Source organism: Massilimicrobiota sp. mt181, from assembly GCF_055420065.1.
On sequence record NZ_JBVAYN010000012.1, the window covers coordinates 47,992 to 72,575 of the forward strand.

The following is a 24,584-nucleotide window of genomic DNA, read 5'->3' on the forward strand; positions in this document are numbered from 1 at the left end:
ACAAATTGGGTTCACTTCAATGAAGACTCCTTTTCGTCTTATTGCTGTGCTTTGTTTTTCTCTTCAATTCTTTTGCGCTTATACTCTATTATAAACATAACTTCTTTTAAATCATCATCTGGTAATTCAGTCAATAAACGAGCGATATTGGCGATATTATAATAATCATATTTTTTACCACTCATAATCTCTTCAACACTTCTTCCATATAAATGAGAAAGAATTTTGAGCTCACTAACAGTTACATCTCTTTTTCCATTTTCTATGTCTGAAATGGCAGAATGTGGAACATTAAGATGAGAAGCAACTTCTTTTTGAGTAAGATGTTTAAAATTACGATACACTTTCAAGCGTTTTGCTAAATCCATATCTATTGCCATTATGCCACCTCCATATATTCATTATATCATGGACAAAAAAAGAAGGCAATTTAGAAATTAAAAAAAATCTTTTTATGAAAGACATAAAAAGATAAAATTTGTCATATTTCTTTAAAATAACTGGAAGTTATTTTTATTTTTTCTCTAAGAATACTTTTCTGATGTTGAAAAATAACATTAACAAAATCATCCATTATCCATTTGACTGTTTTTTGATCTTCATCAGTAAAACGAATCATAATCCCTCCTACTGACAAATTCTGAAATTTCTCATAATAAAGAGTATGGGCATTTAACAGATGCATGCGACATTGTTCATCAACCATAATATGAAAAACTTCCTTTTTTCTATCCATTAAAGCAAATTGACCTTGCTGACACATATGGCAATGCTTATTTTGATATCCAAAATAATATTGTGAAATTGGACAGTAATCACTAATCATATTTTCCGTTTTTCCAAATATCTGAACAATGCATTGTGATGGATCAATTCGTAAATGTTCAATTTCATTAGCAGACATTTCCAATGAAGTCACAAATGGATGAGAATAGTAATTCGCCGCATAAGAATTATATATGTTTAAACCCGAACCTGCAATGACATTTTTGTCGCGAAATGCATGATAGCTTCCATAATCATTGACTAATATTGTATCTATAGATTGATAAATATGGGAAGAAAGGATATCTTGAACTTCATTATCTTTCATAACAGGTGATGTCATCATAATCATTTTTTTGTGATGTTTCTGACAAAGGTCAAATGCCTCATCGATATCCTTCTGATATGGATAAACGATAATATCAAAAGAATAGTCAACAACAATTTGTAATTGTTCTAAAGAATATACCACAATATAAACATCTTGATGTTGAGATGGATTTTGGCGCTTCAAAACAGGTAATTTTGTTAAGGATTGACGATGATGAATTTTTTGAGACGATAATTTCTGTGATAAATCATCAGTTGCTTTTCTACGCATTTCATTTAAATTTTTAATTGGCATAGAAATATTATCATCACTAGATATTTGAATATCTTTGGCTTCAAAAGGCGTAGAACCTAATTTTGAAAGTTGTTGAAAAATACGTTGTCTATCCAATGGTGTTTTTCGGGCATATTCGACATCACAATCAGATTGAACTGTTACACTTGCGTTTGGTGTTGTAAGTGTTAATTGGGCTTTGTGGTTAAGCTGAGCATCGAAATTCATAGTCACCGGTATTTTTCTTTGACTGGTCTGATAAGTTTGTTGTAAGCTTTCTACTACCTTTTTATCCAATGTTTTTCTCACATTTCCTTGGCTTACATACTGATCAAACTCAATTTCAATAATATCTTGCGCATGAGCTGTATGAACCAATTTTTTTTGCAAATACATTTTATTAACTGGTCTCCCTTTATCAATGTGCTCAAAAACTATGCTATCCCCTTGACAAAGAGTATCTGTAAGTTGGATACCTACTCTCTTGTGTTTCTTATGATAATATAAAACATGACCAACAAGAGTACCCTTATGTCCAGAATAATCCCCATCTACAAGATGTGTATCATGTTTTAAATAACCTAATGTATAATTGCGATTAAACATTGACTTCATGTCATGAATAAGTGGCTCTAAGTCCACTTTTTGACGTGCATAATAGGCATCAATAGCTTGACGATATGCGCGTGTAACACTCGCAACATATTCAGGCCTTTTCATGCGCCCTTCTATTTTTAAAGAAGAAACTCCTGCTTCAATAAGAGATCCAACATGTTCAATAGTCATCATATCTTTTGGTGATAGAAGAAAGGGATATTTTTCAGGTAAAACCTGGTTGTCCTTTAATAATCGATATGGTAAACGGCATGGCTGAGCACACTGCCCTCTATTTCCGCTTCTTTTACCTATCATACTGCTCATTAAACATTGTCCTGAATAACAGACACACATAGCTCCATGAACAAAAACTTCGATGTCTATAGATGTCTTTTGACAAATATGTTGAATTTCTTCTAAAGTATTTTCACGTGCGAGCACAACACGTGCGGCTCCACATTTTTCAAAATAGTCAACACCATAGAGATTCATAATTGAAGATTGTGTACTCATATGTATTTCAAAATCCGGATATAAAGTTCTGACAATATCAAACAATCCAATATCTTGTATGATTAAGGCATCAACTTGAAATTGATATAATTTATCAATATATGAAACCAAAGTTTCTATCTCTGTATCTTTGAATAACGTATTCACAGTTACATAAATTTTGACGCCATATAAATGCGCATATTGGATTGCCCATTGTAATTGATCATCATCAAAATTTTTAGCAAAAGCACGAGCACTAAATAAAGTTCCACCTAAATATATAGCATCAGCACCATTTTGTACTGCTGCTATTAATGATTCCTGATCTCCTGCAGGAGCTAATAATTCAATTTTTTTCATAATGTTCCTCCTCGAACAAAAAGCAATAACAGTATGTTATTGCGATAATGTTGAAATGAACTGATAACACATTTTTGCAGATGCCTGACTGGCCTTTTTGAGATATTCATCAAATTGAACGTGATTTTCTCCTTTTTGATAAATATCACTCAAAGATCTGGTAATGATAAATGGAATCTGAAATACATGACAAACTTGAGCGATAGATGCAGCTTCCATTTCTGCGCACATAGCTTCAGGAAAATCATTTTTAATTTTATTAACCTGATCCTCACGTGAAATAAACTGATCACCAGAAACAATTAATCCCAGATGGTATGGTTGTTCAAATTCCTGTAAAATATCTTGAATTTTATTCAAGGCATTCAAATCCGGTTCAAAAATGCATGGCATACCAGGGACTTCCCCCAATGGTCTTTGAAAAGCCGTTACATCTACATCATGATGTAAGACTCCTGTAGAAATCACAACATCTCCTACATTCTGTGATAATGACAGACCACCAGCCGAACCGATGTTGATTAGAAAATCAATTTCATAATGACAAAATAACAGTGTTGTAGAAATTGCAGCATTCACTTTCCCAATTCCGCCTTGAACAAGAACAACACATTGGTTACTCATTTTTCCTTCATAAAAAGTATAACCATTCAAGACCTTTTGAGATTCAATTTCCATATATTTTTTAATTTCAGCAACTTCTTCTTCCATGGCACCAATGATTCCAATCATCGTCATACCTCCTTACGACAAACAAATATAACTCTTTCACATTTTTCTTGATATGAAGAAAAATCACTATAATACTCAACTTTTTTAAAGCCAACATCATGAAGCCAATATAAATATTGAGAAACAGGATATGTTTTTTGATAATGTTCTTCATCAACAATCTCATTTTCTATTTTATCTTCAATATAGACATGATGATGAACATATCCATCTGCAATTTTTTCAACTTTCCACTCAAATGAAAATTCTTCATCTTCTTCCTTTTCAATGTATTGATCTAAAATAACATTCATCTTATATAAACTATCAACATCAAAAATAAATGTTCCTCCATCTTTTAATGAACGAAAAACATTTTGGAAAGTTTTAACAACTTGTTCAGGATCCAATAAATAATTGATAGAATCACATAAGCATAAAATCAAATCAACGGGACGTGATGTTTCAAAATCACACATATCCACTCTTTGTAAAATCAGATTGACCTGATGAGTTATAGCTTTTTGTTTGGCAACTTCTAACATATCAGAAGATAAATCAGAAGCAAAAACTGTTTTTTGATCTTGAGCCATTCTGATGGCGATTTCTCCTGTTCCACATCCAAGCTCAAAGACCTCATCAAAATCACAATGACTTTTAATAAATTGGTAATAATCATCATAAAATTGAGAATCCATTAAACTATCATAGTAATAGGCAAAATTTTCATAACTCATTTTGCTAACATTCCCTCAACGTTAATTCTAGGCATATCTCCCCAAAGTTTTTCAAGATTATATGTTTCTCTTTCTGCAGCCTCAAAGATATGGCAAACAATATCACCAAGATCAATAAGAATCCATTTGGAATTTCTTAAACCTTCAATACTTTTAATTTCAAAATGATTTTTTGCGCATTCTTCTTGAATATTATCTTTAATAGCTTTCATTAATCTTTCATTACTGGCTGTACATAAAACAAATGTGTCAAATATAGGACTGGCATCACGCATATCAATAGCAGTAATGTGAGTTGCCAATTTATCATCCATTGCTTTTACAATACATTCTAATTTTGTCATCACTTTTCTCCTTTTACTACATAATAATCATAAATTTCATAAAAACATTCATCGATTTCTCTATTCTTTTTCTTCGAAAATTGGTAAAAATCAATCAAGGCATTTCTAAACCCTTCATCAATATCCTTTTTGCATATTTCTATTTGTTGAGATGAATCATATCCTCTTAATGGATCTAATTTATCAGCAACATATAGACATTTTCCTATAGGTGAAATATGTATAGATGCTGTTGTATGATCTTCAATCGCTTTTAAAATAACAGGATCATCAATAAAAAATTCATGTTCACAGACATATCTTGAAAGCCATTGATGCCACACTGGAACTGGTTTTGATAAAAACTCAGGAAAATTTTCTTTCATGATTTGATAAGCTTTTTTTTCATCCATTTCCTTTGCAATATCATGCATCATTCCTGCAATATAAGCCTGTTGGCCATTCAAGTGATTAGCTTCAGCAATATCTCGAGCCAATCGAGCTACACTGCATGTATGTTTCCAGCGTTTTTCTTTCATATAAGGAACAATCATTGTTTCCAGATATAAACCATGATTTGAGATATAATGCAAAACCTTTGTATCTAACATTTCAATATGTCCTTGACGGACCTCACTGCTTGAAGCATAAACGGGTTCATTATTTAATGTTATAAAATGATATTGTTTTAAAATGTCATGATGAGGCTCATATCCTCCTCTTTGAAATGCTACCAATTGAACCAATTGAGATATTTTTTCTGGTTTTTTCCATTGATGAAAAGAATTAGCCTGATCCATTCCCATAATATAATAATATTGAATATCAGGATTTTGTTTTGTGATTTTCTTAAGTGTATGAATGGTATAATTTTTTTCATCATTCTTATTTTCTAACTCAATAGTATTGACAGATAATTTTGGATATCCTTCAATAGCTATATGAATCATATGCAAACGTTCTTTTGCATTAGCACAACTCTGATTTTTCCATGGATTATTTTTAGTAGGAATAAACTGAACTTCATCTAATTGTAACTGTTCTATAGCATGTTTAGCGATTTCAATATGTCCTTTATGAATAGGATCAAAACTTCCTCCAAATAAACCTATTTTTTTCATGGTAAGCGATAGATTCCTTGTTGAGATTTCTTATATAAAACTATTGTATGTCCAATAATTTGAACAACTTCAGCCTTTGTTTGCATACTTATTTCAACAGCTACACTATTAACATCATCTGGACAACTATCTAATAGTTTCACCTTAATCATTTCCTGAGCTTCTAGAGCTTCTTCTATACCTTTGATTTGATTAGCAGAAACACCATCTTTTCCTACCTGAAAAATGGCTTTTAAATGATGAGCTTCACTTCTTAAATAACGTTTTTGTTTACCTGTTAACATATAAATCTTTTCCTTCCTATATAATTGCTTCTCTTATCATAACTGAAACCTTTGGTGGAACATAAACTTTCACTTTCCCACCTTGTGATGCGATTGTTATAAATCCTAATCCAGAAATAACAATATCACATTTTCCTGGTTTCAAATGAAAATGGTATGTTTTCATATCATCAATGTTTTTCATATCATCAAGTTCATATTGAAATGTTTTATGACGATTATAAAGAGCATCAGCATTTTCTGTTTTTGTACGATGTATTTTTAAATTGTTTGAAAAGTAAGTAATAAAACTTGCCTGATCTCCACTCAAATAATCTATTCTACCTAATCCATCAAAATAAATCGTCTGTTTTTCTTGAAGTTGAAAAACAATAGGTCTTAATTCACTTTGTGGCATTATTTTCTTTAAATTCTCTGCCTTGACAAAATGTGTTATCTGATCATCATTCACTATTCCAGGTGTATCATATAGTGATGAATGTTCGTCCAATGGTATTTCTATAAAATCAAGTGTTGTTCCAGGGAATTCAGAAACTGTAATCAAATTTTGATCTTCTACTTGGGCATAATGTTTCAACAAAGCATTAATAAATGTTGATTTTCCTACATTTGTAACTCCAACAATATAAACATCTCGATGTTTACGATATGACATAATAGCATCATAAATCATATCCATATTCATATTCTTTTTGCCACTGGTAATCATGACATCTACAGGTTTTATGCCCTCTTCCTTTAATTGTCTTCTAACCCAGTGTTCAAGCTTTCTTTCTTTCACCGATTTTGGTAATAAATCACGTTTATTTCCTAAAACAAGTACATCATTATATCCAATATGTCTCATTAGTCCACTAATAAGACTTCCATTAAAATCAAAGAGATCAATCATATAGACAACTAAGCAATCTTTTTCTCCAATGTAATCCAAAAGATTCAGAAAGTCATCCTTTGTTAATGAAGTTTCCTGCAATTTATGATAATTCTTTAATTGAAAACAACGTTGACATAAAATATGTTCTCTGTCAGCCGCATTTTTAGGAACATATCCTATATGCTTTTGATCTTCACTTTGAATAATGGCTCCACATCCATAACATCTTTTTATCTTATCCATACATACCTTCCTTCTTGAATATTGTATACTATTTCTATTTTGATGAAAAGAGATAAACATAAACATCGACAAATTTCATATAATATTTTGAGGTGAATTATGTTTACAACGATTATTACATTATTACAACAATTTCTCTTTGTTTCATTCATTAAAACGCAAGCCTTTAAACCACAGCTAACCCCTAAACAAGAAAATGCCTTATTAGAAAAATACTTTCAAGGTGATCAAAATGCTAGAAACGATCTTATTGAACATAATCTAAGACTTGTTGCACATATTGCAAAAAAATACGAGAACACAAAAGACTTACAGGAGGATCTAATAAGCATTGGAACAATTGGTCTTATTAAAGCAGTTGATAGCTATAATGCTGATAAATCAACCAAGCTTGGAACTTATGCAGCTAAATGTATTGAAAATGAAATACTGATGCATCTGCGTCATAGCAAGAAAGCTGCACTTGATGTATCTTTAAATGAAGTCTTAGGCGTTGATAAGGATGGTGGAGAGATGACTTTATTAGATATCATTCCAGCTCAGCAAAAAGATATTATTGAACAAATACAAACAAACGATCAAATTCATAAACTACAGGAATATTTTTCTCAATTGTCTCCTCGAGAACAGGAAATACTTATTTATCGCTATGGTCTCAATAATCATCCTGTTTATACACAAAAAGAAATAGCCCATATGATGAATATTTCACGTTCATATGTTTCACGTTTAGAAAAACGTGCACTGATTAAGCTTTTAAAAGCTTATCTTCATAATAAATGATTTATTCTTAAAAATCATCATTAAATAAATCATCAAAAGAAATAGGTTCAAAATGTTTATCTTGTTCTTCTTTTGAATTTTGATTATTCGTTTGACTCTTTTGTGTATCTAAATTCTGATCAATATTCTTTTCCATCTTTAGATTTTGAAATAAATCTGTAGACAGCGATTTTTTGATATAAACATTAACAATTGTTTCATTTTTCATAGATTGAATAACACTTGGTTTTTGTTGAATCTGTGATAATGAATAATCTTTAATGTTGATTGTTTCTTTATGTTCAGATGTTTCAACTTCAATTTGTTCATGCGGATCTAAAACAAAAGATGTAATAGCATGTATTGGATTTGTTTTCGGAGATTTAAAGACTAAAGTTCCTTTCGTCGAACGATTGCAGCTAGGAATATCAGATATTCTCATTCGCTTAATACCAGGTTGATCACTGACTAAAACATAAGAATAGGAATGCAATGGATCAAAACTATTGAGCGAAACAAGATGATCTTCTTTTAAATTCATAGCTTTTATACCACCAGCTTTTAAGCCTAAAACAGAAATTTCCTGTTCACTATAAAGAGAAACATAACCAAGTGATGATGTCAAAACAATCGCCTGATGATCATTTGTTAATTGGACTTGAATAAGAGCATCATCATTTTTTAAATTCATACACTTGATTGGTTTTGTATATCTGACAACTTCAAATTCTTTTAATGAAACACGTTTAATCTGTCCAAGGCGCGTTGCTAAAACAACATAAAGAGGTAATTCAAATGATTTCACAAGAATGGATCCAATGATTTTTTCTTCTGGTGAAACTTTAATTAAATAACTAATATGTTTTCCGAGTTCTTTCCATTTAAATTCCTCAAGTTTATGTAGTGGTATAAAAAGATAATTTCCTTTATTTGTAAAAACAAGTAATTTATCTAGAGTATTGGCATGATGGACATCTAATAAAATGTCATCATCTTTTTTACCAAAAGCAATATTTTCACTTGCCTTATAAGAACGCTGAGATATTCTTTTGATATAGCCATCACGTGTGATTGACACATAAATATCTTCTGGTAATATCATTGCTTCTTCATTAATGACAATTTCTTGAACTTCGTCCTTGATTTCAGTCAATCTAGGGCTAGGATATTGCTTTTTAATTTGTTTTAACTCATCAACAATAACCTTTCTTAAAACTTTATCGCTATCTAAAATATTTGTCAGTGTCTGAATTAAAGTTTCCAAATCTTTTTTCTCATTTTCTAAAGACACAATATCAGTATTTGTTAAACGATACAATTGTAACATCACAATGGCTTCAGCTTGTTTCTCAGAAAATTGATATTGTAACTGTAAATTATTTTTCGCATCTTGTTTATCACGTGAATGTCGGATAGTATGAACAACATCATCTAAAATAGAAACTGCTTTGATCAAACCATCAACAATATGTTTACGCTCTTGTGCCTTTTTTAAATCATACAATGAACGTTTTGTAATGACTTCAATCTGATGCTCAATATAACCATCAAGAATTTCTATAATTCCCATACACACAGGTCGCTTATTTTTAATAGCAACCATATTATAATTATAGTTTTTCTGCAAATCAGTATTCTTATAAAAATAATTTAAAGTATTTTGTACATCTACATCTTTTTTTAATTCAATTACAATACTTAATCCACTACGATCCGATTCATCTCTAACTTCAATAATACCATCAATATTTTTCTGAAAACGTATTTCATCTAATTTTTTAACTAATTCTGCTTTATTGACTTCATAAGGAATTTCACTAACAACAATTTTATTGATGTTTTTTTCTTCAATCACTTTTGTCTTAGAACGAACAACAACTTTTCCTTTTCCTGTCTCAAAAGCTTTTCTAATACCCTGAATACCTTCTACAATAGCACCTGTAGGAAAATCAGGACCTTTCATAAACTTCATTAAGTCATCTAAAGTACAATCTGTATGCAAGATACGATAGATTGTGGCATCAATGACTTCTTCCAAATTATGAGGAGGAATATCAGTTGCATATCCAGCAGAAATACCAGTCGCTCCATTGACAAGAAGATTAGGAAATTTTGCTGGTAAAACAGTTGGTTCATATTCTGTATCATCAAAGTTTAAAGCCATTTGTACAGTATCTTTATCAATATCTTTTAATAATTCTAATGCAATAGGTGATAATCTTGCTTCAGTGTAACGCATTGCGGCAGCTGGGTCATTATCAATAGAACCATTATTTCCTTGCATATCAATAAGAGGTATACGCATTTTCCAATCTTGTGATAGACGAACCATAGCCTTATAAACAGAACTATCTCCATGTGGATGATAATTACCAATAACATTCCCTACTGTTTTTGCCGATTTACGATATGGTTTTTGATGTGTATTTCCTTCTTTATACATAGCATAAAGAATTCTACGCTGTACAGGCTTTAATCCATCTCTGACATCGGGTAAAGCACGATCTTGGATAATATATTTTGAATATTTTCCAAAACGATCACCCATGATATCATCTAATGATTGTGTTATGATTTTTTCTTTCATAGCTTACCTCCCTACTGATTAATAAAAAATGAATCTTCTAATGAGAATTGAACATTATCTTCAATCCATTCACGTCTTGGTTCTACCTTATCTCCCATTAAAACAGAAACTCTTCTTTCAACTAAAGCCGCATCTTCAATAGAAACCTGAATTAAAGTACGCGTTTCAGGATTCATTGTTGTTTCCCATAATTGATCAGCATTCATTTCACCCAAACCTTTATAACGTTGTATATTATAGCCACGACCAATTTTCTTTTTCGCTTCTTCTAACTCATCATCATCCCAGGCGTAAACAACATCTTCATGCTTACCATTTTTCTTTGACACTTTATATAAAGGTGGTAATGCAATATAAACCTTTCCAGCTTGAATCAATCCACGCATATAGCGATAGAAAAAAGTTAACAATAAAACCTGAATATGGGCGCCATCAGTATCCGCATCGGTCATAATAATCACTTTTGCATAATTAGAATCATCGGCATTAAAATCAGCACCAACACCAGCACCAACTGTATTAATAATGGTACTAATTTCTTCATTTTTTAAAATATCACTCATTGCTGCTTTTTCCGTATTAATGACTTTTCCTCTTAATGGTAAAATAGCCTGATATTTACGGTCTCTTCCTTGTTTTGCACTTCCTCCAGCTGAATCTCCTTCGACTAGATATAATTCTTTACGCTTTTTATCCTTAGATTGTGCTGGAGCTAATTTTCCACTTAAAATCTTTTCAACTTTGTTTCCTTTTCCCTTACGCGCTTCTTCGCGAGCTTTTCTAGCTGCATTTCTCGCCTGTGAAGCTTTAATCATTTTCTTAACAAGTTCATTAGCAATATCTTTATTTTCTTCTAAAAAATAATTCACTTGTTCATACACAACATTTTCAACAATATTTCTTGCTTCAGGTGTCCCTAATTTAGACTTTGTCTGACCTTCAAATTGCAATAATGACTCAGGAATTTTAACAGAAATAACAGCTGTTAAACCCTCTCGAACATCACTACCTTCTAAGTTTTTATCTTTAGGTTTTAATAATCCATATTGTCTTGCGTATTCATTGAAAACTTTTGTGAAACCTGAACGAAATCCAGTTTCGTGAGTTCCTCCATCTCCTGTTCTGACTAAATTGACAAATGAGATAATATTTTCTTGATAGCCATCAGTAATCTGGAATGATACTTCAACTTCAATCGGATGAGAATCATCATCGAATGTAACCGTTGAATGCAATGTTTTTTTATCATAATTCAGATATTCAATAAATGCTTCTAGCCCATTATCATATTGAAATGTATCTCTTTTTTCCGTTCTTTCATCGATAACATTCATCTCAATGCCTTTTAAAAGAAAAGCACTCTCTCTTAATCTTTCACATATTGTGGAATAGTTAAATTCAATAGTAGAAAAAATATCTTTATTTGGCTTAAAACGAATAGTCGTTCCAGTTTTTGAAGTTTTTCCAATAACTTTTAATGGTGAAATTATTTTTGCACCATCTTCAAAACGTTGCTGATATATTTTACCATCACGATATACTGTAACTTCTAACCATTCACTTAACGCATTCACGACAGATGATCCAACACCATGTAAACCACCAGATGTTTTATATCCGCCATCCTCACTAAATTTACCACCTGCATGAAGAATTGTTAAAATAACTTCTGTCGTTGGTCTTCCCGAAGCATGCATACCAGTCGGCATTCCTCTTCCTTCATCTTCAACCTGAATGCTATTATCTTTCCCTATAGTTACTGTAATCTTTTTCCCATATCCGGCCAAAGCTTCATCAATTGAGTTATCTACAATTTCCCATACGAGATGATGTAAACCACGAGAATCAGTCGAACCGATATACATACCCGGACGTTTTCTAACTGCTTCTAATCCTTCAAGAATTTGGATATTTGATTCATCATAGTGATTTGCTTTCATATGTGATTTCCTCCTTTTCCAACTTTATAATTATACCAAAAATGAGCTTATATTGCTAGGGATATCCTATCTTAACAGATTTCTATAATTTTCGCAAATTATTTAAAAAATTTGATTTTTCTATGTTTTTATGTATAATAGTGCTCGAGGAAGTGAAAAAATGAATATATTGATATATATTTTATTAATCATTATGGCTTACTTGTATGGTTCAGTTCCATTTGCCTTAGTCATTGGAAAACTGTTTTACCACACTGATGTTCGAAATAGTGGTTCAGGAAATTTAGGTGGAACAAATGCCGGAAGAGTTTTAGGAAAAAAAGCTGGGTTAGCAGTTATTTTATTGGATGCATCCAAATGTTGTATATCCATCTTGATTGCTTCAATGATCGCTGAAAACATGAATCTCAATCCAGATATTATTTATCCATGTGCCTTGGCATGTGTTATTGGTCATTGTTATCCTATTTTTGCTGGATTTCGTGGTGGAAAAGCCGTTTCGGTTGCTATTGGATATGCTTTAATGACAAATATATATGCATTTCTTATTGCATTGGTCATCTTTTTAGTTACATTAAAGATTTCTAAGTATGTTTCATTATCTTCAATATTAGCATCTCTTTCTATTGCTATTATTTCTCCATTTTTAGGTTACAGTTCTATTGGCATCATCACCAATATATGTATTGTGGCATTACTTGTTTATAAACATAAAAGCAATATACAAAGATTAAGAAACGGAACAGAGAGCAAGATTACTTGGATGTAAAAAATGAATATAAATATAGAAAAACCTCTCAGAAAACAGTATTACATATCAAATACTGACGAGAGGTTTTTATTTTACAAACCATCATATCAATTATGATTTTGAAAAACTCGCATGCATCACATGTGGTAAAAAATGATAATCATTATAATAAACCACTTGATAATGCCCATCGTCTTCATCAACACAAGTTAACGAACAACCTTCAACAATCTGTTGATTGATTTTGACAAAATCTTTTTTAGCAAGATTCATTATAACTGCCATCAAAACAACAAAATACATTCCATGTGTGACAATCATAATCTGACTATCAAATTTTAATTTTTGTAAATCTCGTAAAAAACTTTTTACTCTTTCAATAACTTCATCATAACTTTCACCATGAGGAATGCGATCAAAAAGTTCTGGATGATTCCACAATTGATCATATAACTGATCTTTTTTGGCTAATAAATCAGAAATTTTTTGACCTTCAAAATCACCAAAATTCATTTCCATCAAACGTTCATCAGTGATAACCTGACTTTGATCAAATAACAAGCATGCTGTTTCATAAGCACGTGGTATAGGACTTGAATAAACATAATCAAATTTTAATGAAATCTCATCTAAATATTTTTTTAAAGCTCGAGCATTTTCAATACCATCTTTTGTGAGCGGGGAATCTAAACGTCCCTGTAATCTTTTTTCTTCATTCCACAATGTTTTGGAATGACGCGTTATATATATTCTCATATATGAAAAAATAAGGGTTAACCCTTATTTGTATTGATCATTAATGCTCTTCATAATACGTTTAATTTGAGTTTCATTTGGTTTACGTCCCATTTCCATAAACATAGCACGAATCATCTTTTCATTAATTGGTGGATTCTTTTTCAAGTTTTTCTTAAAGAAGTAACGAGCAGCAAAGAATCCTATAACAAGACCTATTAAAAGTCCTAAAATTCCGTATAACATCTTTCAATCCTCCATTCAATTACTTGTCTATTATAGCATAGTCATATTATTTTTGCAAAATTATTTCAAAATCATATAGAAGTTTTTAGAAAAAGTTGAAATCATATCAAAAATATAATGATGATTCCCCTCTTCTTCAACATCCAAATCATATTCATTCATAGAAATAAATATTTTTTCATGCGTAATAGGATTTTTTAATTGGTGGACTCCGTGATAATAAGAATAATTTTCTCTTTCCTGTATATTATGTAAAAGTTTTTCTTTTTCTGAAATCATTTTTGAAAACATCAATTCTATTTGTTTGGTTTTATACATATTATTCTGTTCCTGATAAATATCCGATATTAATGTAGGATACGTATTTACGAGTTCAACAAATGGAATTTTTATACATACAATTTTATATTTCACAGCTATCACCATGGTCATTATAACTGATTTATATGAAAATATTTGTCAAAAAAAAAGAATCAGTTCTGATTCTTTTTAAAGTGATAAAAATGTATCTACAATATTGTCAACAGTAAATCCATATTTTTCAATAATAACATTTGCTGGGGCACTAGCACCAAATTGATTAACAGAAATAACTTTTCCATCTAATCCAACATATTTATGCCAACCAAAATCACTTGCCATTTCAATAGCTAAACGTTTACGATTTTCTTTTGGCAATACAGATTCTTTATATGATTCATCCTGCATATCAAATAATTCCATTGATGGCATTGATACAACACGGACATCATATCCTTTATTTAATAAAACCTTCTGAGCTTTGACTGCTAACTCAACTTCACTTCCTGTGGCAATTAAGATACCATCTAATTGATTTTGTTCTTTTGATACAATATAAGCACCATGGCAAACATCGTTGTATGTTGCATGTGTGAAGTTTGTAACATTTTGTCTTGTCAAAATCAAAGCTGTAGGTCTATCAGTTGTTTCAATAGCTTTTTTCCATGCTCCTGCCATTTCGTAAGCATCAGCAGCTCGAATAACCTGAATATTAGGCATAGATCTCAACATAGCCAACTGTTCAACAGGTTGATGTGTTGGACCATCTTCACCAACAGCAATAGAATCGTGAGATAGTGGTAAAATGATTGGTAACTTCATTAAACAAGACATTCTTAAAGCTGCTTTAAAATAATCACTAAAGACCATAAATCCACCAGCTGCAACTTTAATACCTTTATGCAATGTCATACCATTCATAATAGCTACCATAGCAAATTCACGAATACCGAAGAACAAATTACGTCCACTATAATTTTCACAACTGAAACGTTCTGCATCTTTAATAATTGTTTTTGTAGATGAAGCCAAATCAGCAGTACCTGACATAAAAGTTGGATTTTGTCTTGCAACTTCATTAATTAGCTTTTCACTTGTAGAACGTGTTGCTTCACTCATTCCATCCTGATATGCTTTTATGAATTCATTAATATCAAGTGTATATTCGTCATTTATATTTGAGAATAATTCCTGATATAAATCAGGATATTCAGTTTTATATGAATCAATCATTTTATTCCATTTATTATATAAACGTTTACCACGATTGAAAACATTTTTCTTAAAGTCATCATAAACTTCCTCTGGAACAAAGAATTTTTCTTTGTAATTGAAACCATAATGATTTTTTGCATATTGTCCATCTTCCTCACCTAGCGGAGAACCATGAACTTGATTTGTTCCTTGGAATTTTGATCCATACCCTATAACTGTGTCAACAATAATCAAAGTTGGTTTATAAATTTCTTTTTTGGCCTTTTTAATTGCTTTATGAATAGCTTCGTAATCATTTCCATCCTGAACACAAATAACTTGCCAATTCATAGATTCATATCTCTTTTTTACATCTTCACTAAATGAATAATTTAAAGGTCCATCTAAAGTGACATGATTAGAATCATAAAGGACAATTAATTTTCCTAATGAAAGATGCCCAGCTAAAGAAGAAGCTTCATATGTCACACCTTCCTGCATATCACCATCACCACAAAGTACATATGTATAATGATCAATGATATGAAAATCATCTTTATTGTATCTTGAAGCAAGAAAAGCTTCAGCCATAGCCATTCCTACTGCCATAGGAATACCTTGACCTAATGGCCCACTTGAAGCATCTACACCATCAGTCATCTCAACTTCTGGATGTCCAGGTGTACGACTTTCCCACTGTCTAAAAGCTTTCAAATCCTCAATTGATAAATCAAAACCAGATAAATGTAATAAACTATATAACAATGATGAAGCATGTCCACTTGCCAAAACAAAACGATCACGATTCATCCAATGCGAATGTGCTGGAAAGATTTTTAACTCTGTTGTAAATAAAGAGTATAAAGCTGGTGCAGATCCTAGAACCATACCAGGATGCCCAGAATTCGCTTTATTAATCATATCTATTCCAAGCGCTCTAATAGTTGCAATTGATAACTCAGATTGATTCATTATCTCATTATTCCTCCTTATAACACACACTAACATTATACACAAAAAAAATGCAATATCAAACATGAATTAACATAATTCGAGATTTCTTTAATTTTTCTGTTTACGAGGTGTTATATCCTTTCCAGTTGCATCTACTACTTTGACATGATCTAACTGTTGTTTAAAACCTTGTCTAAAAATACGTAGATATTCTTTTCTCAATTCCTGTTGACGTTTCTTTTCTTCATCATTTAAACCTTCAGCTTTACTTTTTCTTGCTAAGGCATTAATTTCATTAATCATTTCATCACTTATTTTACTCATATTTCCTCCTCAAAAAGAAAAACCTAAGAGTTTTTTAGATTAATCCCTGGTATATGCAGGTGGGTATCTTGTGCTTTGTTTTAGGATCCCTATTCAAGATAGGTTTTCAACACCACAAAGCAACAATCAGATTCCCTTATCTATAGTGTAGGAAATACATATGTCTCTTAGGTCACTCACATTATAACATAAAAATCATTTGTGTAAATAGATAAATCTTTCAATATCTAAAATGTCTTCATAAAATCGACTTATTTTTGTGGAAGAATCATAAACGAACTAGCATATTGAATATCAAATAGTGGCCTTAATTGTTCCAAATCTTCAATTGTTAATTCATTGAGACAATCAATTAAATCAAATATCATAATTCCTTCAAAGTAATAACGACTAAAAATATTTGCAATACTTTCAGGACTGTTAAAAACTGAAATTAAGATTCCCATTGTTTTTTTCTTTAAACGCAAGAAATCTTTTTCATTAAAGTCATATTCAGCAAAATGAGAAATAAAATCTTGAATTTTGTTTTTTAGTTTTTCAGGATAGAGTGAATCTCCCCCTATCTGCAAGAAAGAATAATCTCTCTCTTGAGTAAACTGTGCACTAAAGCTATCGTTAATTAACTCTTCCTTCATCCATTCTTCATATAAAGAAGAACTTTTTGCAAAGAAAATATCCAATAAAAGATTCATTGATAGTTCACGTTTTAGACGCTCTTGAGGATTGATTGGAATATCATTAATTTTTAATGAAACAATCATTTTAGGCATCGTAACATCCATATAAAGCACATCTTCTTTTTTATCAATAGCCAAAGGTTCTTCTACTTTCATTCTTTCAATAGCATTCGCTTTTTCAAATGTTTTGGCATTTTGATTTTCACGAATAAACGGCATAATTTCCTGAGAATCAATATTCCCTACAACAAACAGCATCATATTACTTGGATGATAAAAAGTATGATAGCATTTTTCTAAAGTGCTTTTATCAATTTGCGAAACTGTCTCTACTGTTCCTGCAATATCAATTTTTACAGGATGTTTTTGATATAAATTTTGTATACTTCCAAAATAGCAACGCCAATCAGGATCATCATCATACATACCAATTTCCTGATTAATGATTCCTTTTTCTTTTTCGATATTTTCATCTGTCAAGTATATATCTTGAACAAAATCAAGCAATAACTCTATACATTCTTTTTCATGACTTGTTGCACTAAACAAATAAGCAGTTCTTGATGAAGAGGTAAAAGCATTCGTATTCGCTCCTAATCGTGCAAATTTAGTGCTGGCATCTCCATCTTCCATTTCAAACATTTTATGTTCTAGAAAATGAGCAATGCCATCAGGAACTTTTATCATTTCTTGTTCATGTAGAGGAACAAAAGTTGTATCAACAGATCCAAAACGTGTTGTAAATAAACCATACGTTTTAGAAAATCCCTCTTTAGGTAAAAGATAAACTTTTAATCCATTTTCCATTTCTTCAAAGTAAAGTGTTTCCTGTAAATTCGGATATTTAATAATTTTCATGGAACTCCTTTCCTGTAAGGAAGTAAATTGTATCAAGCTTTACGTTTTGAGCCACTTGAACAATTTCTTCTAAAGTTACATTCATCAATTTTTCAATATATTCTTCATTTGTTTCATGAATACCAGTGATATCACGATTATATGCCAAAGCAATCATGCTGCTCGCTTCATCATTGGTTTTTTTCAATGCATTTTTCAGCATCATTTTTGCAATAGCTATTTCTTCATCTTGAATATGACCATTTTTCAAATCACTAAGTTGCTGTTCAATTAAGTTGAGTGTTTTTTGATAATCTTGTGCCTCAATTCCAGCATTAACAAGCATAACACCATTAAAAGCATCATAGCTTGATGAAATATAATAACAAAGACTATTTTGTTCCCTCACAACCTGAAATAATCTTGATTGAGAAAAACCACCAAAAAGAGCATTAAAGACAGTAAAAGCATAATGATTTTTTGAAGTAAAATCACAATCAATTGTATATCCAAGATTTAATTTTGATTGTGTAATATCCTGCTTTTCTATCACTTCTAAGACTTCAGCTCTTGGACTTTCAAAAGTATAAGACGATAAATAATTTTGCTGATTTTGTGGAAACTGTAGATTTTCCTGAAAAATCTCAACTATATTTTCCTGAAAATCACCAACAACATAAACATGTTTCACATCTCCACGAATACATTTTAACAAATATTGATAAAGTTGTGATGCTGTTATATCTTGAATCTCATTTTCATATCCAGTGCTAGGAATTCCTAAAACCTGGTCTCTCCCCATGTATTCAAACAATTTATCAAGTGAGTAAGAGAATTTATCATCCTTGTTTGCTTGTAATTTTTCTTTTAATTCCTTTTTTTTGAGTTGTACAATAACTTCATCAAAAGCATCTTGGATGATACAAGGATCATAAAATAAATCATTTAATAGCTGTAATTGTTTCTCCAATAAATTTTCTTTTGTAGGCAAAAACTTATCATTCACAAAGCTTGTATTGATATTGATAATTTGTGACTTCCCTTTTGTTGAGACATGTGTTGATAAACTTGCTCCATAATTCTCATCTAAATAAGCAGCCAATTGCTTTGTGGATGGATATTTTTTTGTAGCAGCAATCAAAACAAATGTTAATAATGTTCTGATAGTTGTTGTTTCTTTCAATAATGGGCTTTGTAGCCTTAATGAAATTGTGATTGTTTTAAATTTTTTTGTTGGAATAAGATGTAATGTATATCCAGACATTTGATAGATGTTTTCCATAAATACCTCCAATTACATATATATTATACTCATTTTTTTACAAAATAAAATAAAAAAGACCAAGAGATTCTCTTGATCTTAACGTTTACCTTTATCAAACGGCTCTCCTTCTGCACGTGGTGCAGCAGAATTTTTAGATGTAAAAGCTAATACAATAAGTGTTGCTACATATGGTGTAATTTTATAAAAATAATTTGGAATAGATAACGAAGCTAGGAATGGCAAACCAGCAGAAGCAATAGTTTTCATAAAACCAAAGAAGAAAGCTGCTCCAGCAATATGCCAAGGCTTCCATTGACCAAAAATTAATACTGCTAATGCCAAGAATCCATAACCAGCAACATCTGCATTAAAGTTTGTACTTGTAGGAACAATAAATATTAATCCACCCATACCAGCTAAGAATCCTGAAATAAGTGTTCCTGCATAACGAATTTTATAAACATTAATACCAGCACTATCAGCTGCTTGTGGTAATTCACCACAAGAACGTAATCTAAGTCCAAAACGTGTTTTATATAAAATCAGCCATGACAAAATCAAAATAAGAATTCCTAAAAAGTTTGTAATATATGTATTTTGGAAAAGGAACTCTCCAATAAATGGAATATCTCCAAGAACTGGAACTTTTGTAATTCTAAATGTATTAGAAAATTCAACCTGTTGTGTTTGTTGAACTAATCTAGCAACAAATATACAAAATGCAGGTGCAAACATATTCAATGCAGTACCACTAATTGTTTGATCGGCTTTCATATTAATAGAGGCAATCGCATGGAATAAAGCAAATAATGTTCCAGATAAACCAGCAATGAGTAAAGCAATCAACAAACAAATTTGTGGATCCATTGCCTCTTGAAAAAAGTGAATGAAAAAGATTCCTGCAAATGCTCCAATAATCATCATACCCTCTAACGCAATATTAATAATACCACTACGTTCAGAGAATAAACCACCCAATGCAACAATTAAAAGTGGAATAAAGAAGAACATTGTCTGTTGAAATAAGAATAAAATATCACTCATATTATTGTCCCTCCTTTACTTTAGGTTTCTTCTTAAAATGGAAACCATTTGCTATAATACCTTTAACCATAAGTGCAAAAGCTGAGAAATAAATAATAATTGCTATAATAATATCAACAATTTGTGGAATAAATCCATAAATTTGCATTAATGAACCACCAATTGTTAAATGAGCAATAAATAATCCAGCTGCTAAAATACCAAAAGGACTAGAAAGACCTAATAAAGCAACAGCTATACCATTAAATCCTTCAGGTGCTAAAGTATCTACAACTGCCAAACATTTTCCAGTTCCACCTAAATAAACCAAAGCACCACCAATACCAGCTAATGCTCCTGCGATCATCATAGAGCAAACAATTTTTTGTTTAGCATTAATACCAGCATACTTACTCGCATCACGATTAAAACCACAAGCCTTCAATTCATAACCAAGTACAGATTTGTTGAGAATGATATGAATAACAATAACGAGAATAATCGCAATAACTATACCTCCATTCACATTTGGAATGAGATGTTCAATGCCAAATTGTGGAATGACAGCACTTGAGGCAACTGGTAATGTTTCATTTTTATTAATATTAAATACTGTTAATGGAACAATATAATTAACTGTATACATTCCAATATAATTCATAATAATCGAAGCAATAACTTCATTAACATTTAAATAGGCTTTCATAATTCCCGGAACACATCCCCATAATGCTCCAGCTAATGCCGCAAAGATAATAGCAACCAGCCAATGAATAGCACCAGGAAGAAAAGTCCATTCTACACCAATATAAATAGCTACAAATGCCCCAACAACAAACTGTCCAGGAGTTCCAATGTTAAAAAGTCCTGTTTTAAAAGCAAATCCCACTGATAAACCAGTTAAAATAATAGGCGTTGCATTATTCAAAACTTGTCCAATTCCTCTTGTTCCATTACTAAAGCCACCTTGAATTAAAGTTAAAAAACCATTCAATGCATTTGATGGATTAGCAATAATAATAACAATTAATCCTATAATTAATCCAGCAATAATTGCTGTGACAGAAGATGCAAAATTAAGTGATGCTTCAGATTTAAACAGCTTTTTCATTTGTATCACCTCTCTTACTTCCTGCCATATAAAGTCCTAATTCTTGTACTGTAATTTCTTTAGGATTAAATTCTCCAACAATTTCACCTTCATATATAACTAAAATTCTATCAGATAAATTCATAACTTCATCTAACTCTAAAGAAACTAATAAAACAGCTTTTCCCTCATCTCTTTCACGAATAATTTGCTTATGAATATATTCAATAGCTCCTACATCCAAACCTCTTGTTGGTTGTACAGCAATTAAACAATCAGGATTTTTATCAATCTCTCTAGCGATAATTGCTTTTTGTTGGTTACCACCAGACATACTTCTAGCAATTGTTTTTGAACCTTGACCACTTCTTATATCATATTGTTCAATCAATTTTTCAGAATATTTTTCAATTTCTTCAAATTTCAAAAATCCATGCTGTGAAAACTGAGGTTCAAAATATCTTTGTAAAACCAAATTATAAGAAAGAGGATAATCCAAAATAAGTCCATGTTTATGTCTATCTTCAGGGATATGTGATATACCACTCACATTTCTCTGTCGTATTGAAGCATGTGTGATATCTTTTCCATTTAACAATATAGTCCCATTTAAAATAGGCATCAATCCTGTAATAGCTTGTACAAGTTCTGTTTGACCATTACCATCTATACCAGCTATACAAACAATTTCTCCCTTTCTTACAGAAAAACTGATATTATTTACTGGATTTTTATGTCCTTTTTTACTTACTGAAAGATTTTTTACAACCAAAATATCATCTGTTGGGTGTGATTCAGTTTTTTCAGTTGTTAAATTGATTTTTCGTCCAACCATCATTTCAGACATTTCTTCTTTAGTTGTTGTGGCAACATCAATTGTTCCAATGTATTTACCCTTTCTAAGTACAGTGCAACGATCAGCCACTTCTTTAATTTCATTTAACTTATGCGTAATAAATAAAATAGATTTACCTTCTTTTGCTAAATCTCTCATAATTTGCATAAGCTCTTCAATTTCCTGTGGTGTTAAAACTGCAGTAGGTTCATCAAAGATTAAAACTTCATTGTCACGATACAGCATCTTAATAATTTCAACACGTTGTTGCATTCCCACAGTAATATCACTAATCAATGCATCACAGTCAACTTTTAAATTATAACGTTGAGAAATTTCTTCTACTTTTTTTCGAGCATTTTTCATATAAAGGAAACCATGTTTTGTATCTTCGGCACCTAAAACGATATTTTCTAAAACAGTAAAATTATGAACTAATTTAAAATGTTGGTGAACCATTCCAATTCCCAAGTTATTTGCATCATTAGGATTATTAATTTGAACAACATGACCATTCTTTAAAATTTCTCCCTTTTCAGGTTGATATAGCCCAAACAAGACACTCATCAAAGTTGATTTTCCTGCACCATTTTCCCCTAGTAGTGCATGAATTTCACCTTTTCTTAATTCAATAGTCACGTCATCGTTTGCAATGATTCCTGGAAAAACTTTCGTAATATGTCGCATCTCGATAACGTTTTCCATTTTCTTCCTCCTTTTTCTATTTATCTTCATTATTTATTATAACTTAATTTTCAATAAAATCACAACAATAAAATATATTTGAAAATAAGGCTTGAAAATTATGAATTTCAAGCCTTAAGTATTTCAATTAATTTTCTATTGTTAAGTCTACATTTGAACAATTTAAATCATTTGGAGATTCAGCATCTTTATTATTTTTAATTGTTACAGAACCATCAACAATTTTATCATAAATTGCATTATAATCAGCTTCAGTAAATTTATCGAATTTAGAAGTTTCTAAAGGTAACCCAACATCTCCATCTTTAGCACCTAAAACAATATTTTGTCCACCTCTAAATTGGATACTTGTATCATCAGTTTTATCGAAATCACCACTATAAATAGATTCTAGTGCTTTTTGAACAGCATCACCTAATCTTTTATATGCAGAAGTGACAACTGTATCAGATTCAGAAGATTGATCAACGTCAACACCAATAACTTTTCCTGCAGGATTACTAGCTTCAGCAGCAGCCATAACAGAGTTTCCTACAGAACCACCACATCCAAATACAATAGTTACTCCATCTTTATACCATGAAGAAGCTTTTGTTTGAATTTCAGGAGTTGCACTAAATCCACCTGTATAATGATATTTCATTTTGACTGTAATACCTAATTCTTTAGCAGCATCATTAGCACCTTGAACATAACCATATCCAAAGTTCATAACAGCAGGTACTGCTTGTCCACCCATGAATCCTAAGCTTGTATTACCATCTTTAACAGCAGCATATCCAGCTAAATAACCAGATTGTTCTTCTTGGAAAGTAATACCGATTGTGTTCTTTTCAGTTTTATAGTCTTCATAACTTGCATCATGTGGGTTTCCATCAATTAAAATAAATTTAACATCAGGGTATTCAGTTTGTTTGATATAGATTGATTCTTCAAATAAATATCCAGGACACACAACAACTTTTGCTCCTGATTTTACAGCCTGATCAATAGAATTGTTGTATTCATCTGTTGTTGCATCAACAGGTTTGATGTATGTACAGTCAATTCCATTTTTCTCTGCATATGCTTTAACACCTTCATATGTACCTTGGTTGAATGACTTATCATCAATAGTACCTTTGTCAGTTAACATAACAATTTCAGGCTTTGAACTAGATGCAGAATCACCTCCATCACCACCACATCCTACTAACACCATAGATAATGCCAATAAAGACGCAAACATTTTTTTCATATCTTGTTT

23 protein-coding genes and 1 other RNA gene are annotated in these 24,584 nt (G+C 31.1%); 2 read left to right on the forward strand and 22 right to left on the reverse strand.

Features of this window, described 5'->3' with window-relative positions; all coding sequences use genetic code 11:
- Positions 1-38 precede the first annotated feature (38 nt).
- The 8 genes from ACZYT4_RS08215 to yqeH form a co-directional block, all read right to left on the reverse strand.
- Positions 39-380: a helix-turn-helix transcriptional regulator gene (locus tag ACZYT4_RS08215; protein ID WP_463784494.1), complete on the reverse strand. Its 342-nt coding sequence runs from the start codon at positions 378-380 to the stop codon at positions 39-41.
- 101 nt (positions 381-481) lie between these two features.
- Complete coding sequence (locus ACZYT4_RS08220; RefSeq protein ID WP_463784496.1) at positions 482-2,821, reverse strand: U32 family peptidase; 2,340 nt, start codon at positions 2,819-2,821, stop codon at positions 482-484.
- Between the two features lie 36 nt (positions 2,822-2,857).
- On the reverse strand, positions 2,858-3,553 hold the full coding sequence (locus ACZYT4_RS08225) for a 5'-methylthioadenosine/adenosylhomocysteine nucleosidase (protein WP_463784498.1): 696 nt from the start codon (positions 3,551-3,553) through the stop codon (positions 2,858-2,860).
- A gap of 2 nt (positions 3,554-3,555) precedes the next feature.
- The gene (locus tag ACZYT4_RS08230) at positions 3,556-4,269 is read right to left on the reverse strand and encodes a class I SAM-dependent DNA methyltransferase (protein WP_463784499.1); all 714 of its coding nucleotides are present in this window, start codon (positions 4,267-4,269) and stop codon (positions 3,556-3,558) included.
- Positions 4,266-4,613, reverse strand: coding sequence for a ribosome silencing factor (rsfS, locus tag ACZYT4_RS08235; protein ID WP_463784500.1), 348 nt, complete (start codon positions 4,611-4,613; stop codon positions 4,266-4,268). The genes ACZYT4_RS08230 and rsfS overlap by 4 nt, the downstream gene beginning before the upstream one ends.
- Positions 4,613-5,713, reverse strand: coding sequence for a nicotinate-nucleotide adenylyltransferase (locus ACZYT4_RS08240; RefSeq protein ID WP_463784504.1), 1,101 nt, complete (start codon positions 5,711-5,713; stop codon positions 4,613-4,615). The genes rsfS and ACZYT4_RS08240 overlap by 1 nt, the downstream gene beginning before the upstream one ends.
- Complete coding sequence (gene yhbY, locus ACZYT4_RS08245; protein ID WP_463784507.1) at positions 5,710-5,997, reverse strand: ribosome assembly RNA-binding protein YhbY; 288 nt, start codon at positions 5,995-5,997, stop codon at positions 5,710-5,712. The genes ACZYT4_RS08240 and yhbY overlap by 4 nt, the downstream gene beginning before the upstream one ends.
- Before the next feature lie 16 nt (positions 5,998-6,013).
- Positions 6,014-7,114 carry a ribosome biogenesis GTPase YqeH gene (yqeH, locus tag ACZYT4_RS08250; protein WP_463784510.1) on the reverse strand — a complete coding sequence of 367 codons (1,101 nt, stop codon included), beginning with the start codon at positions 7,112-7,114 and terminating at the stop codon, positions 6,014-6,016.
- 99 nt (positions 7,115-7,213) lie between these two features.
- Between yqeH and sigK the strand changes: the two genes are divergently transcribed.
- On the forward strand, positions 7,214-7,897 hold the full coding sequence (gene sigK / locus ACZYT4_RS08255; protein ID WP_463784512.1) for an RNA polymerase sporulation sigma factor SigK: 684 nt from the start codon (positions 7,214-7,216) through the stop codon (positions 7,895-7,897).
- Between the two features lie 7 nt (positions 7,898-7,904).
- On the opposite strand, the gene parC is transcribed toward sigK, so the two are convergent.
- Together parC and parE are read right to left on the reverse strand one after the other, a co-directional pair.
- Entirely contained in the window at positions 7,905-10,463 is a 2,559-nt protein-coding gene (gene parC / locus ACZYT4_RS08260; RefSeq protein ID WP_463784515.1) for a DNA topoisomerase IV subunit A, read from the reverse strand.
- Positions 10,464-10,474: 11 nt separating this feature from the next.
- The gene (gene parE, locus ACZYT4_RS08265) at positions 10,475-12,403 is read right to left on the reverse strand and encodes a DNA topoisomerase IV subunit B (RefSeq protein WP_463784516.1); all 1,929 of its coding nucleotides are present in this window, start codon (positions 12,401-12,403) and stop codon (positions 10,475-10,477) included.
- 160 nt (positions 12,404-12,563) lie between these two features.
- Between parE and plsY the strand changes: the two genes are divergently transcribed.
- Positions 12,564-13,172 carry a glycerol-3-phosphate 1-O-acyltransferase PlsY gene (gene plsY / locus ACZYT4_RS08270; protein WP_463784518.1) on the forward strand — a complete coding sequence of 203 codons (609 nt, stop codon included), beginning with the start codon at positions 12,564-12,566 and terminating at the stop codon, positions 13,170-13,172.
- A 93-nt stretch (positions 13,173-13,265) separates the two neighbouring features.
- Here the strand turns inward: plsY and ACZYT4_RS08275 are convergent, their stop codons facing one another.
- The 12 genes from ACZYT4_RS08275 to ACZYT4_RS08330 all read right to left on the reverse strand — a co-directional run bounded on the left by ACZYT4_RS08275 (position 13,266) and on the right by ACZYT4_RS08330 (position 24,575).
- Complete coding sequence (locus ACZYT4_RS08275) at positions 13,266-13,910, reverse strand: histidine phosphatase family protein (RefSeq protein WP_463784520.1); 645 nt, start codon at positions 13,908-13,910, stop codon at positions 13,266-13,268.
- 24 nt (positions 13,911-13,934) lie between these two features.
- Positions 13,935-14,135: a YneF family protein gene (locus ACZYT4_RS08280; protein ID WP_463784522.1), complete on the reverse strand. Its 201-nt coding sequence runs from the start codon at positions 14,133-14,135 to the stop codon at positions 13,935-13,937.
- Between the two features lie 60 nt (positions 14,136-14,195).
- Positions 14,196-14,549 (reverse strand): hypothetical protein, encoded by a 354-nt coding sequence (locus tag ACZYT4_RS08285; protein WP_463784526.1) that lies wholly within the window; start codon positions 14,547-14,549, stop codon positions 14,196-14,198.
- A 75-nt stretch (positions 14,550-14,624) separates the two neighbouring features.
- Complete coding sequence (gene tkt, locus ACZYT4_RS08290) at positions 14,625-16,601, reverse strand: transketolase (RefSeq protein WP_463784527.1); 1,977 nt, start codon at positions 16,599-16,601, stop codon at positions 14,625-14,627.
- Positions 16,602-16,691: 90 nt separating this feature from the next.
- Entirely contained in the window at positions 16,692-16,907 is a 216-nt protein-coding gene (locus ACZYT4_RS08295) for a DUF896 domain-containing protein (RefSeq protein WP_463784530.1), read from the reverse strand.
- A gap of 16 nt (positions 16,908-16,923) precedes the next feature.
- A non-coding RNA gene (gene ssrS, locus ACZYT4_RS08300) (6S RNA) lies at positions 16,924-17,084 on the reverse strand.
- A gap of 74 nt (positions 17,085-17,158) precedes the next feature.
- Positions 17,159-18,442, reverse strand: a complete 1,284-nt coding sequence (yfmH, locus tag ACZYT4_RS08305) for an EF-P 5-aminopentanol modification-associated protein YfmH (protein ID WP_463784533.1) — start codon at positions 18,440-18,442, stop codon at positions 17,159-17,161.
- Positions 18,429-19,703: an EF-P 5-aminopentanol modification-associated protein YfmF gene (gene yfmF / locus ACZYT4_RS08310; protein WP_463784535.1), complete on the reverse strand. Its 1,275-nt coding sequence runs from the start codon at positions 19,701-19,703 to the stop codon at positions 18,429-18,431. Before yfmF ends, yfmH begins: the two co-directional genes overlap by 14 nt.
- Positions 19,704-19,781: 78 nt before the next feature.
- Positions 19,782-20,729, reverse strand: a complete 948-nt coding sequence (locus tag ACZYT4_RS08315; protein ID WP_463784538.1) for an ABC transporter permease — start codon at positions 20,727-20,729, stop codon at positions 19,782-19,784.
- A 1-nt stretch (position 20,730) separates the two neighbouring features.
- A complete protein-coding gene (locus tag ACZYT4_RS08320; protein ID WP_463784539.1) occupies positions 20,731-21,819 on the reverse strand; it encodes an ABC transporter permease in 1,089 nt (362 codons plus the stop codon).
- Positions 21,803-23,338, reverse strand: a complete 1,536-nt coding sequence (locus ACZYT4_RS08325; RefSeq protein WP_463784541.1) for an ABC transporter ATP-binding protein — start codon at positions 23,336-23,338, stop codon at positions 21,803-21,805. Before ACZYT4_RS08325 ends, ACZYT4_RS08320 begins: the two co-directional genes overlap by 17 nt.
- Before the next feature lie 127 nt (positions 23,339-23,465).
- Positions 23,466-24,575, reverse strand: coding sequence for a BMP family lipoprotein (locus ACZYT4_RS08330; RefSeq protein ID WP_463784544.1), 1,110 nt, complete (start codon positions 24,573-24,575; stop codon positions 23,466-23,468).
- Between the last annotated feature and the right edge of the window lie 9 nt (positions 24,576-24,584).